Here is a 12589-nt window from a genome sequence, read left to right as displayed (position 1 = left end):
TCGCTTTAATGACCGGGTTCAGGGGGGTCTGTTCAGTCACCGTAATCTGGCCCCTGAATATCACGAATCCGATATCACCTGCCCTTTCCCGATGAAAATTCGTATCCCGACCAGGTTGGGCTACAAAACCCGAAGCATGTTTTATCCATAGAAATCACCAATCGCTTCCCGGGCGGTTACTGGGAAAACCAGGGTTACAACTGGTTTGGTGGACGTTAATACCCAACACAACGATGACGAGGAAATACCATGAAAAAGATGATGATTGTTGCTGCTGCTCTTTCCGCCCTGTTTATGGTTAACGCGCAGGCGGCTGACAACATGAGTAAAGACGCCATGAAGAAAGACGACATGGCGAAACCGCACGACAAAATGTGCAAAGACGGTATGTGTAAGGACGGTATGGCCAAAGATGGCATGAAGAAAGACGCTATGAAAAAGGACAGTATGGGGAAAATGGATAACATGTCGAAAGACGGCATGAAAAAGGATGCGATGAGCCAGTAAGTGCCGGTGTTTATCCCCTCACCCCGGCCCTCTCCCCAAAGGGGCGAGGGGGAAAACAACGCTCGGTCAGATCCCCTCTCCCCTTTGGGGAGAGGGTTAGGGTGAGGGGCTTTATTTCCGTATCAACAGCCCCATCACTTCGTAATGCGAAGTGTGCGGGAACATATCAAACAGCTGCACGCGAACCACCCGATAATCTGGCAAATGCTGGATGTCTTTCGCCATGGTCTGCGCGTTACAGCTCGAATAAATAATAAACTGCGGGGCCATTTCACTGAGATAGTCGCACAGCGCTTTGCCGATGCCGCGACGCGGTGGATTGACCAGTACCAGTTCAGGCGCCTGTCCTTGCGCCGTGGCAAACTTCGTGGAATCCAGCGCCTGAAAATGCAGATTTTGTAACCCCAACGCTTCCGCCGATTGCTTCGCACAGGCGATGGCTTCCGCAGAGATTTCGATGCCAGTGAGGGTCATCTCTGGTGTCGCACAGTGCAGACCAAAGCCGCCCACGCCGCAGAATAAATCCCACATATGATTCACCGGCAACTGGCGTACCCAGTCTCTGGCTGTCGCGTACAGTTGGCTTGCTACCGTTGGGTTGGTCTGGAAAAAGCTTTGCGGGCGGATCCACAGCGGCACGCCGTTGAACCGTTCAGGAAGTGCCTGCTGCGGAGTCAGGAAAATTTCTTTTTCCCCTTCCATGATGGCCATGTGTACCGGCTGAATATTGACCGAGACGACTTTCAGCTGCGGCAACTCAGCCTGTAACGCAGGCAGCGCGGCGCGAAGCTGTTCGAGTTTGGTCTCTGAGCGCAGCACAAAACGCAGCATCATGCCGCCATCCAGCTGGCTTTCGGTCAGCAGCAGATATTTCAGTTCACCGCGTTTGCGCGCCACGTTATACGGCGTGAGCCCTGCCCGTGCGATAAACGGTTTCAGAGCGGCAAAAACGGGTGCGAAGGTGTCTGGGTAAAGTGGGCACTCGCAGAGATCTTCCGGCGTACCGTCGCGATGCAGCATACCGAGCAACGGCTTTTCTACGCTGCCGCTGACCACCATTTTGGCTTTATTGCGAAACCCGCTTTCCGGGCCACTGACAGGCGCACACCACGCTTCAACCGTCGTGGTTGAAAGCAACTGCTGAAGATCGGCCATTTTGGCAGCAAGTTGGCTGGACACCGGCTGTTCAAGCCACTGGCATGAGCGACAACGCCCGGCGTCATAAAGTGCGCACTGCATAGAGTAACCCTGGAAATTTGAAGGGGCGGAATTGTATCACCGTTATTGCAGGCGGAAAAACCGACGGCTGGCCGCAGGGACAAAAAGCAGCAACAGCACCAGCAGATCCGGCAATTTTTGCATCACCAGCGAGCGGAAAATCTCTCTTTTCGTCTCTCCGGCAATGCTGAACAGCTCAGGATAACCATAGCCCAAAGAGGATGCCCATAAATAGCTGGTGGTGATGACCTGGGTCAGCAGATACACCCATCGCGCCCAGTTGCGCCCTTTCACCAGTGAAAACGCACAGCCAATTTCGACGAACACCAACAGCAGGCTGGCAAGAAACACCAGGGTCAGCGTCCAGGTCTGGACGCTGCGCAGGACAAAATCTTCCAGCCCGCGCAGGCCAAGCAAATCAAAAATCATTAACAGGTCGAGAGCACGAATCAAAATGATGGCGAGCGCCGCCACCTGCACCAACGCAGGCACATTCAGACTGGCATGTGAATGTCGTGATTTAGAAAAAAGTCGCAATTGTGGCCTTCCATGAAAACGTCTCCCCCGCTATCCGGAGGAGACGATGACACAACTGAGAGGATTTTATGCGGTTCAGCCTCGTCTTGCACGCTGGATATCGCGCGCCCGCTGCTTTTCGGATCTTGCCATGAGTAACCAGGCGATCAACCCAATAATGCCGACCACACCCAGGATCAGTGTCGCCAGGGCATTGATTTCTGGGTTAACGCCCATGCGAACACTGGAGAACACCAGCATCGGCAGCGTGGTTGCCCCCGGCCCGGACACGAAGCTGGCGATCACCAGGTCATCAAGCGAAAGCGTAAACGCCAGCAGCCAGCCGGAAATCACCGCAGGCATGATCATCGGCAGCGTGATGATGAAAAAGATCTTCAGCGGCGTGGCACCGAGATCCATTGCCGCCTCTTCTATCGAGCGGTCAAGCTCACGCAGACGAGAGTTGATCACCACGGCGACATACGCAGTACAGAAGGTGACGTGCGCCAGCCAGATGGTCAGCATCCCTCGCTCTGCAGGCCAGCCGATAGCGTGCCCGAGTGCGACAAACAGCAGCAACAGTGACAAGCCGGTGATGACGTCTGGCATAACCAGCGGCGCGGTTATCATAAACGCGAAACCGTTCGAGCCACGGAAACGCCCGAAGCGAACCATCACCACAGCCGCAATGGTGCCGAGGATCACCGCCATCGTTGCCGCACAGGCCGCGATGGTCAGACTCAACCCCACGGCACTCATCATTGCATCGTCGCGGAACAGCTCGCCGTACCAGCGCGTTGACCAGCCAGCCCACACCGTCACCAGTTTTGAGCTGTTGAACGAGTAGATAACCAGCATCAGCATCGGCGCGTAGAGGAATGTAAACCCGAGCACCAGAATCAAAATGCGCCACGGAGAGCGAACGACCGGTAAATTGTTCATCCGTGATCCCCCATCTGTTTCTGCTGATGCTTGTGGAACCACATAATGGGCACAATCAACAGCAGCAGCATGACGACCGCCACCGCCGAGGCGACAGGCCAGTCGCGGTTATTGAAGAACTCCTGCCACAGCACGCGACCAATCATGATAGTGTCCGGGCCGCCCAACAGTTCAGGAATAACAAACTCGCCCACGGCCGGAATAAACACCAGCATTGAGCCCGCGATAATCCCACCTTTGGTCAGCGGCACAATCACGCTGAAGAAGGTCTTCAGCGGTTTGGCACCCAAATCCAGCGAAGCTTCCACCAGCGAGTAATCGATACGCGTCAGCGCGGTATAAATCGGCAATACCATAAACGGCAGATAGGCGTACACAATGCCGATATAGACCGCTAAGTTGGTGTGCAGAATTTCCAGCGGCTGGTGGATTATCCCTGTCCACATCAGGAAGTTGTTCAGAATGCCATTACTTTTCAGGATGCCAATCCAGGCATACACGCGAATCAAAAACGACGTCCATGACGGCAGGATAACCAGCAACAACAAGATATTACGCGTTGACGGCTTGCTGTGCGCCACGGCCCAGGCGAGCGGATAGCCCAACAGTAAGCAGCAAAATGTCGAGATAGCCGCCACCTGCAAAGACTGCAGATAAGCCTCAACATAGAGCGGATCGTCGGTCAGCGACAGGAAGTTGCCGAGGTTAAGGGTCAGCGTTATCTGGTCGTCGGCCCATTCCCACAAGTCGGTATACGGCGGGATAGCCCTCGCCATATCGGCAAGGCTGATTTTAAAGACAATAAGAAACGGCAGCAAAAACAGCAGGATCAGCCAGATATACGGCAGGGCTATCACCAGTTTGCGACCGTGTTTCATCTGCATTTTTGCCAGCCATGCGGGAAAACCGGCGGGCGGTTTCGCGCGTGTTGCGGGTTCTAAAGTGCTCATCGCCCTTCCCCCTACACCGTCAGAACAACACAGCTGTCGGCATCCCAGCACAAACGCACCTCATCGCCCCAGGTCGGCAGACCTTTGCGATAGCGGTGTTCGTTCTGCAACTGGGCGCTGATCATCTGGCCACTTTTCAGCCGCACGTGATAAATCGACAGGTCGCCAAGATAAGCGATGTGCACCACTTCCCCGACGGCAAAGTTATAGCCATCCGCAGGCGGGTCTTCGCAGAGCATGATTTTTTCCGGGCGCAGCGCCACGTAAACCGGCACGTTGTCGACAACCGAAGCATCCGGATCGACTTTAAGCGGATGCACCAGCCCCGGGGAATCAATCACCAGGCCGTCTTCTTGTCTCTCCTTCAGCAGTCCTTCGAACACATTCACTGAACCGATAAATTCGGCGCTGTAGCGCGTCGTAGGATGCTCGTAAATCTCTTCCGGTTCGCCAATCTGCACAAACTTACCGCGGTTCATAATGGCGATGCGCCCGGCCATGGTCATCGCTTCTTCCTGATCGTGGGTCACCATCACGCAGGTCACGCCCACGCGCTCAAGAATATCGACCACTTCAAGCTGCATTCTGTCGCGCAGTTTTTTGTCCAGCGCCCCCATCGGTTCATCAAGCAGCAATAATTTAGGCCGTTTGGCCAGGCTGCGGGCCAGCGCCACACGCTGACGTTGCCCACCTGAAAGCTGATGTGGCTTACGTTTTGCAAACTCCTGCATGTGCACCAGGCTGAGCATTTCCTGCACGCGCGCTGTGATTTCCGCCTTCGGCAGTTTGTCCTGCTTGAGGCCAAAGGCGATATTCTGCTCAACGGTCATGTGCGGGAACAACGCGTAAGATTGAAACATCATGTTGATGGGACGCTGATAGGGCGGCACCTGCGACAGGTCTACGCCATCGAGCACAATTTGCCCGGCAGTCGGTTGTTCAAACCCGGCCAGCATGCGCAGCAACGTGGATTTACCACAGCCCGATGCGCCGAGCAGAGCAAAGATTTCGCCTTTGTAAATGGTGAGGCTGACGTCATCGACGGCGTGCTGGCCGTCAAAGGATTTGGTCAGGTTGCGGATTTCCAGCAGCGGGGTCAGCGCCTTGCGGGTTTTCGCCTGTGGGCGTGGGATTGCGTCGGTCACGATGGTGCTCTCCGGTAAAAACAACCCTTTGTAAGGTCCGGTACCCTACAAAGAACTTCACAGTGCAGATGCACTGACCTGGTGCGGATAGTGCCCGGTAGCGCTTCGCTGACCGGGCATGTCTGCTTTATTTACCGGTCTTAACCGTCGTCCACGAACGGGTGATGACGCGGTCAATTTTTGGCGACAACACAGTCTGCGTGAACAACTTCGCACGAACGTCGGCTGGCGGATAAATCCCTGGGTTATCACGCACTTCAGCATTCAGTAACGGCGTGGCCGCTTTGTTGGCGTTGGCGTAATAAACGTGATTACTGATGTTCGCCACCACATCCGGGCGCAGCAGGTAGTTCAGGAACTGATAGGCTCCATCGGTATTTTTCGCATCCTTAGGAATGGCGAACATATCGAAGTAAACCATCGCCCCTTCCTTCGGAATGGTGTAGGCAATGTTCACGCCATTTTTGGCTTCTTTGGCGCGATTTGCCGCCTGCAGAATGTCACCAGACCAGCCAATCGACACGCAGATGTCACCGTTCGCCAGATCGTTGATGTACTGAGAAGAGTGGAAATAACGGATGAACGGACGCAGCTTCAGCAGCAGATCGTTGGCGGCTCCGCTGTAATCTTTCGGATCGGAGCTGTTAGGATCTTTACCGAGGTAGTGCAGCACGGCGGCATAAATTTCGCTCGGCGCATCCAGGAAGGAGACTCCGCAGCTTTTCAGTTTTTCGAGGTTTTCAGGCTTGAGGATAAGATCCCAGCTGTCCACTGGCGCATCTTTACCCAGTGCCGCTTTCACCTTATCGACGTTGTAGCCAATGCCGGTGGTGACCATCATGTACGGAATGCCGTACTTATTATCGTGGTCGTTTTGCGCCACCAGCTTGAGCATTTCAGGGTCGAGATTCTTGTAATTCGGCAGCTTGCTCTTATCAATCGGCTGGAAAATCCCCGCCTGTGCCTGACGTTCCAGGAACTGGGACGATGGCACTACGAGGTCATAACCGGTGCTGCCCGCCATCAGTTTGCCTTCCAGCACTTCGTTGGAATCAAACACGTCGTACACCACTTTAATGCCGGTTTCTTTGGTGAAATTCGCCAGCGTGTCCGGGGCGATATAATCAGACCAGTTATAAATATGCAGCGTTTTTTGTTCAGCGGCGAGCGCACCTGCAGAGACTGCCATCAGCGCACCCGTTACCAGACCCGTTAACCATTTCTTACTCAAGGCGGTCATAGCTCGTTTCCTTATCAACGTCCGTTAACATTCGGACCAAAATCGTCGCACATCGATGCATGCAAAAATCATGCATACTTTGTCAGTCTGCTAAGAAAAGGAGAGAGGCGCTCTCCCGGCAGGCATTGCTCGCTTACTCGTCAGAATTTTGCACGCCACATTGCTTTGAACGCAGTGTTTAACCCGCTCTGACGGGGTTTCGCAAGAATAACTTTAGCCAGGATTCGAGGCTATAGCTCGGGTAAAAAAACGTCTTTTATCAATTTTTTATGCAAGATCACTTTATGGCATAAGCCTGCATGCGCCGGGAAGTGGTGAATAATGCTTTAAGAAGAGGTTAACAGCAGAATATTGCGGGGTTTTACACAGCCGCGCTGGTAGCGGCTGCGTTAATCGGGAAAGGCATCAGTGAAGAAAATGGAATTGCGACTCTTCCATCGGTTGCTCTTCTTCATCACCTTTAAACAGCAGCTGATGAGAAGCCGCTTCAAGGATAACCATCGACACCTGCTCTTCGCTCTGACGGAAGAACCATTCAAACTGCTCGCGCGTCACGCCCACATTGACCGACAGCGACTGGCACACCACCATCTTCGGCAGGTTATCGTCCTGAATATCGAGGAACGCTTTCACCGTGAGTGAACTGGCGTTGATGGACGACAGGTCGGAGGCCAGCGGCAGCAGCGCGGAAGGCTTCACTTCAGCCAGCGCGGAAAACAGCACCACGTTATCCAGAAGATCGAGTTTGGCATCAAAAATGCCGTCAAAATTCTGCATGTGCGGCAAGTGCAGTGCCTGACAGGTATCACACTCATAGAAGCTGATGCCCATTTCGTCGAGCCATTGACGCAGTGTATCCAGACCCGGAACGATCAGTGAATCCATAAACCGTGAAACCTCTTGCTGTGAAAGAAAAGCGAAACCTGAATAAAGCGGATAACAGGGTACGCAAAAAACGGCTCAGATGCTACGACACAGGTGAAATCTGGGCTATCCACCCGTTTTCAGACAAAAGCCTGGCTGCGCGTGGCGTTCGATCCACTGGATCATTTTCCCGGCAATATCGATGCCGGTTGTTTTTTCGATCCCTTCAAGCCCCGGCGAAGCATTTACTTCCATCACCAGCGGCCCACGCTCGGCGCGCAGAATATCAACGCCCGCCACATCCAGCCCCAGCGTTTGCGCAGCTTTAAGCGCCATCTCACGCTCAAGCGGGGTGATATTTGCGATTGTCGCCACGCCACCACGGTGCAGGTTGGAACGGAAATCCCCTTCTTTCGCGCGACGCTCAATTGCGGCTACAACTTCGTCGCCCACCACCAGACAGCGGATATCACGCCCTTTCGCTTCCTGAATGTATTCCTGCACCAGAATGTGGGCATTAAGGCCACGAAACGCATCAATCACGCTTTCTGCCGCCTGGCGAGTTTCCGCTAGCACCACGCCAATGCCCTGCGTGCCTTCCACCAGCTTCACCACCAGCGGCGCACCGCCGACCATGTCAATCAGATCACTGGTGTCGTCAGGAGAATGCGCAATGCCGGTCACTGGCAGGTCAATGCCCTGCCTCGCCAACAGCTGTAACGAACGCAGTTTGTCGCGGGCGCGGGTAATGGCAACGGATTCATTCAGAGGATAGCTGCCAAGCAGCTCAAACTGGCGTAACGCTGCTGTGCCATAGAAGGTAATCGCGGAACCGATACGCGGGATAACCGCATCATACTGCGGCAACTGGCGGCCTTTATAGTGAATGGACGAGGCCGCCGGGCTGATGTTCATATAGCAGGAAAGCGGGTCAAGAATATCGACCAGATGGCCGCGCTGAGTGGCGGCCTCACGAAGACGTTTACAGGACCAGAGCGTTCCGTCCCGGGACAAAATGGCTATTTTCACCCTGCACCTCACTGTTTCCCCTGAAAAAGGCAGGCACTGCTGTACCCCGCTAACCCAATTCAGCGGCCACTCTCTGTCTTTGCTTTTAAGAGAAAAGGAAAATCAATTCATTGATTTTCGGCTGCTAACGAAAAAGAAGGAAAAAACACGCTTTTTCCTTCTTTTTCAGTCTCACATCATACACGCAGTGAAATTTAACGGATAGCCCAGCCCTGTTTATGCAGGTAGTCGAGGATGAACGGACGGTTCTCTTTGATGATGGTGCGACGAATATGGTCGCTCCAGGTGTCACGTCGTGTGTTGCTGCCGCGGGAAAGATAGTAGTTCGCTATCTCTTCGTCATAGCGCGCAAGTTCGGCTACATCGACAGGCTGATAGTGATTTTCATGGACCAGCAGGCTTGCCGGAAGGCGCGGTTTCACATCCGGATTATCCGCAGGCCAGCCCAGGCACAGCCCGAACAGCGGCAGCACGTGCTTAGGCAGATTCAGCAGTTCAGTTACAGCTTCGATACTGTTACGGATCCCACCGATATACACCCCGCCAAGCCCCAGAGATTCTGCGGCAGCCATCGCATTTTGCGCCATCATCGCGGTATCCACCACGCCAAGCAGCAATTGCTCGGCGAGGCCAAGCTGCGCTTCAGGGCAGATTTGCAGATGGCGGTTGAAATCCGCGCAGAACACCCAAAATTCCGCAGCCTGCGCCACATGCTGTTGGCCGCCGGTCAGCGTCACCAGTTGCTCACGCATGTTAGGGTCGGTGATGCGGATAATCGAACTGCACTGTAAAAAGCTTGAGCTGGACGCGGCCTGAGCGCTGGCGATGATAGCTTCGCGCTGCGCCTGAGTGATGGGTTCGCCGGTGTAGTGGCGAATCGAACGGTGGTTTAACAACTTCTCAATGGTCGGCGTCATCACGTTTATCCTGGTCTTTCGAAACGGGTTTATCGTCGTTGCGCTGCATCAACTGGGGGGCAAGGGTCTGCGCCATGCCCCGAAACAGCGCCACAGCCGCAGGGACCATCAATAAAATCCCTGCGAAAATCATCACCAGCCCGGCGGTTGGGCTGTCAAAAGGCACAGGCAAGGTGATGTAAAGATTGAGAGAAAGCCACGCCAGCACCAGAAGCACCATGCCCATGGCTTCCAGTATCAGCACGCTTTTGGGCAAGGCCCCGAGTGAGCGCATCGTCAGTCTCCGGTCGATGAGTATAGCGGGGAGGATAACAACTGTGATTGGCGAAACATAGCATCTCGCCGTCAGAACAAATCGCAACAAAAGGCAGAACCTTCTTTCGTGCAAACGCGAGTACAGGCATCATAGCACCCATTCGCCGTCTGGCTCAGAATCAGGAGAGAAGAAACATGTTTACCGTAATTTTTGGTCGCCCAGGTTGCCCTTACTGCGTTCGTGCAAAAGAACTGGCAGAAAAACTGACTGCCGGGCGTGACGACTTCAACTTCCGTTATATCGATATTCACGCCGAAGGCATCAGCAAAGCTGACCTCGAACAAACCGTGGGTAAGCCAGTAGAAACCGTACCGCAGATTTTCGTTGACCAGACTCACATCGGTGGTTTTACCGATTTCGAAGCCTGGGCCAAAGAAAACCTGGGTCTCTACGCTTAAGACAGGGCGTGGGCGTTAATGGCGCCCACGTTTTGCGCTTATCAGCGCGCTGACAAACAAGAAGCAAAGCGCGCCCAATGCGCACCAAAACACCGCACTGAACAACCACGCCAGTTCCTGCCAGAAAGACCGCTGTGAAAACAGCCACACACGCATCACCACCAGACACACCGGCGTTGCCAATATCGCCCCAACCAGCGGCAACAGCACGCGCTGACCCGATGACACAAAACTGGCCACCGCGCCGGGAATAACGAAGAACAACAGCCCCAGTTCAGGATGCCCTGACGCACGAAATGCGCCTTTCATATTCAGTAACAAATAAAGGCACACCACAATAAAGAGGACAAAACAGCAGAAAACACCCGCCCAACCTCGTTCAGATCTCAAAATTCCTCCTGATATTCTCTATCCAACTCCATGATGCTCAGTCGATAAAGTTTTTCGGCACTCCTTGCCGTAATGCACCTGCGTAAGGACAAAACGATTGTGACTAGCCGCCGCAATCAGGAACGATTAAACTAGCGACCTTAATTTGATGGTTATCATCAGGCCCGTTTCAAAATGCGTTTTTCAGCCGACCCTGGGAAAAATCCTAGCCTAAATAGCCATTGCCTTCAACAACTTACTAGTAAACGAGAAGTTAGCTTCCGTGAATATAAACGTCGCAGACTTGTTAAACGGGAATTACATCCTGTTATTATTTGTAGTACTGGCGCTGGGCCTGTGTCTTGGCAAAATACGCTTAGGATCTATCCAACTTGGTAATTCTATTGGCGTTTTAGTGGTCTCTTTGTTATTAGGCCAGCAGCATTTCAGTATTAACACGGATGCATTAAATCTGGGCTTTATGCTCTTTATTTTCTGCGTCGGGGTCGAAGCGGGCCCGAACTTTTTTTCCATTTTTTTCCGCGATGGCAAGAATTATCTGATGCTCGCGCTGGTGATGGTCGGCTCTGCGCTGGTAATAGCGCTGGGGCTGGGCAAGCTGTTTGGCTGGGATATCGGCCTCACCGCCGGGATGCTGGCAGGCGCGATGACCTCAACGCCAGTGCTGGTTGGCGCAGGCGACACCTTGCGACATTCCGGCATGGCGGGCAATGAGCTGGCTTCAGCCCTCGACCACCTGAGCCTGGGCTATGCGCTAACTTACCTGATTGGCCTTGTCAGTCTGATCCTCGGCGCGCGTTACCTGCCAAAACTGCAACATCAGGATCTGCAAACCAGCGCACAGCAAATCGCACGCGAACGCGGCCTGGACACGGATGCTAACCGCAAGGTCTATCTGCCGGTGATTCGCGCGTATCGTGTCGGCCCGGAGCTGGTGGCCTGGACCGATGGCAAAAACCTGCGTGAACTCGGCATCTATCGCCAGACCGGCTGCTATATCGAACGTATTCGTCGCAACGGCATTCTGGCAAACCCAGACGGCGACGCGGTATTACAAATGGGCGATGAAATCGCTTTGGTAGGCTATCCGGATGCTCATGCACGCCTTGACCCAAGCTTCCGCAACGGCAAAGAAGTCTTCGACCGCGACCTGCTCGACATGCGCATCGTCACCGAAGAAGTGGTCGTTAAAAACCACAATGTGGTGGGCCGCCGTCTGGCGCAGATTAAACTCACCGACCATGGCTGTTTCCTCAACCGCGTGATCCGCAGCCAGATTGAGATGCCGATTGACGACAGCATCGTGCTCAACAAAGGCGACGTATTGCAGGTCAGCGGCGATGCACGCCGCGTGAAAACCATCGCCGACCGCATCGGCTTTATCTCGATTCACAGCCAGGTCACTGACCTGCTGGCCTTCTGCGCGTTCTTTATCGTCGGCCTGATGATTGGGATGATAACCTTCCAGTTCAGCAACTTCAGTTTCGCGATTGGGAACGCCGCCGGCCTGCTGTTCGCCGGGATCATGCTCGGCTTCCTGCGAGCCAACCACCCTACTTTCGGCTACATTCCGCAAGGCGCGCTGAATATGGTGAAAGAGTTCGGGCTGATGGTGTTTATGGCAGGCGTTGGCCTGAGTGCAGGCAGCGGCATCGGACACGGTCTGGGTGCCGTTGGCGGCCAGATGCTGGTGGCCGGTTTAATCGTCAGCCTGGTGCCCGTGGTTATCTGTTTCCTGTTCGGCGCCTACGTACTGCGCATGAACCGCGCGATGCTGTTTGGAGCGATGATGGGGGCCCGTACCTGCGCCCCGGCGATGGAAATTATCAGCGACACAGCACGCAGTAACATCCCGGCGCTGGGCTACGCAGGCACCTACGCAATAGCTAACGTCTTGTTAACGCTGGCCGGTACGCTGATCATCGTCATCTGGCCAGGACTGGGATAAATCCGAAGAATAAAAATGGCAGAAAAAAATGCGAGACAGAGCGAACTTTTTGTTTGCCCGTCAGTCATAAGTAATGCCACTGCTTTTCTTTGATGTCCCCATTTTGTGGAGCCCATCAACCCCGCCATTTTTGGTTCAAGGTTGATGGGTTTTTTGTTTTCTGGGATTCGGGGGCTTTCTAACCAGATACTTACGAGAAACCTTTAAGC

The 12589-nt window shown here is 54.0% G+C and carries 14 protein-coding genes and 1 pseudogene; 4 read left to right on the top strand and 11 right to left on the bottom strand.

Features of this window, described 5'->3' with window-relative positions:
* Window positions 1-85: 85 nt before the first annotated feature.
* Both ACLW56_RS09380 and ACLW56_RS09375 read left to right on the top strand, forming a co-directional pair.
* Window positions 86-219: pseudogene (locus ACLW56_RS09380) on the top strand (oxidoreductase); the annotation flags it as partial.
* Window positions 220-249: 30 nt separating this feature from the next.
* The gene (locus ACLW56_RS09375; RefSeq protein WP_330983513.1) at window positions 250-507 is read left to right on the top strand and encodes a pentapeptide MXKDX repeat protein; all 258 of its coding nucleotides are present in this window, start codon (window positions 250-252) and stop codon (window positions 505-507) included.
* Between the two features lie 111 nt (window positions 508-618).
* Here ACLW56_RS09375 and rlmC read toward each other — a convergent pair whose 3' ends face one another.
* The 10 genes from rlmC to ACLW56_RS09325 form a co-directional block, all read right to left on the bottom strand.
* Complete coding sequence (gene rlmC, locus ACLW56_RS09370) at window positions 619-1746, bottom strand: 23S rRNA (uracil(747)-C(5))-methyltransferase RlmC (RefSeq protein WP_330983512.1); 1128 nt, start codon at window positions 1744-1746, stop codon at window positions 619-621.
* 42 nt (window positions 1747-1788) lie between these two features.
* Window positions 1789-2262: a YbjO family protein gene (locus tag ACLW56_RS09365; protein ID WP_330983511.1), complete on the bottom strand. Its 474-nt coding sequence runs from the start codon at window positions 2260-2262 to the stop codon at window positions 1789-1791.
* 75 nt (window positions 2263-2337) lie between these two features.
* Complete coding sequence (gene potI / locus ACLW56_RS09360; protein ID WP_330983510.1) at window positions 2338-3183, bottom strand: putrescine ABC transporter permease PotI; 846 nt, start codon at window positions 3181-3183, stop codon at window positions 2338-2340.
* On the bottom strand, window positions 3180-4133 hold the full coding sequence (gene potH, locus ACLW56_RS09355) for a putrescine ABC transporter permease PotH (RefSeq protein WP_330983509.1): 954 nt from the start codon (window positions 4131-4133) through the stop codon (window positions 3180-3182). The genes potI and potH overlap by 4 nt, the downstream gene beginning before the upstream one ends.
* Window positions 4134-4144: 11 nt before the next feature.
* Entirely contained in the window at window positions 4145-5278 is a 1134-nt protein-coding gene (gene potG / locus ACLW56_RS09350; protein ID WP_330983508.1) for a putrescine ABC transporter ATP-binding subunit PotG, read from the bottom strand.
* A 127-nt stretch (window positions 5279-5405) separates the two neighbouring features.
* The gene (potF, locus tag ACLW56_RS09345) at window positions 5406-6518 is read right to left on the bottom strand and encodes a spermidine/putrescine ABC transporter substrate-binding protein PotF (RefSeq protein ID WP_330983507.1); all 1113 of its coding nucleotides are present in this window, start codon (window positions 6516-6518) and stop codon (window positions 5406-5408) included.
* Between the two features lie 405 nt (window positions 6519-6923).
* On the bottom strand, window positions 6924-7403 hold the full coding sequence (locus ACLW56_RS09340; protein ID WP_330983506.1) for a YbjN domain-containing protein: 480 nt from the start codon (window positions 7401-7403) through the stop codon (window positions 6924-6926).
* Between the two features lie 105 nt (window positions 7404-7508).
* Window positions 7509-8411, bottom strand: a complete 903-nt coding sequence (gene rimK / locus ACLW56_RS09335; RefSeq protein WP_330983505.1) for a 30S ribosomal protein S6--L-glutamate ligase — start codon at window positions 8409-8411, stop codon at window positions 7509-7511.
* A 194-nt stretch (window positions 8412-8605) separates the two neighbouring features.
* On the bottom strand, window positions 8606-9328 hold the full coding sequence (gene nfsA / locus ACLW56_RS09330; protein ID WP_330983504.1) for an oxygen-insensitive NADPH nitroreductase: 723 nt from the start codon (window positions 9326-9328) through the stop codon (window positions 8606-8608).
* Window positions 9312-9602, bottom strand: a complete 291-nt coding sequence (locus tag ACLW56_RS09325; protein WP_330983503.1) for a DUF1418 family protein — start codon at window positions 9600-9602, stop codon at window positions 9312-9314. Before ACLW56_RS09325 ends, nfsA begins: the two co-directional genes overlap by 17 nt.
* A 176-nt stretch (window positions 9603-9778) precedes the next feature.
* Between ACLW56_RS09325 and ACLW56_RS09320 the strand changes: the two genes are divergently transcribed.
* Window positions 9779-10042, top strand: coding sequence for a GrxA family glutaredoxin (locus tag ACLW56_RS09320; protein ID WP_330983502.1), 264 nt, complete (start codon window positions 9779-9781; stop codon window positions 10040-10042).
* A gap of 15 nt (window positions 10043-10057) precedes the next feature.
* On the opposite strand, the gene ACLW56_RS09315 is transcribed toward ACLW56_RS09320, so the two are convergent.
* Window positions 10058-10432: an inner membrane protein YbjM gene (locus tag ACLW56_RS09315; protein ID WP_330983501.1), complete on the bottom strand. Its 375-nt coding sequence runs from the start codon at window positions 10430-10432 to the stop codon at window positions 10058-10060.
* A 262-nt stretch (window positions 10433-10694) separates the two neighbouring features.
* Between ACLW56_RS09315 and ACLW56_RS09310 the strand changes: the two genes are divergently transcribed.
* Window positions 10695-12380 carry an aspartate:alanine antiporter gene (locus tag ACLW56_RS09310; RefSeq protein ID WP_330983500.1) on the top strand — a complete coding sequence of 562 codons (1686 nt, stop codon included), beginning with the start codon at window positions 10695-10697 and terminating at the stop codon, window positions 12378-12380.
* Window positions 12381-12589: the final 209 nt, after the last annotated feature.

The sequence above is a fragment of the Pantoea sp. sgz302252 genome (assembly GCF_047713085.1).
Classification (GTDB): domain Bacteria; phylum Pseudomonadota; class Gammaproteobacteria; order Enterobacterales; family Enterobacteriaceae; genus Scandinavium.
Note: the sequence above shows the minus strand (reverse complement) of the source record. Positions and strands in the feature narration are given on the sequence as shown.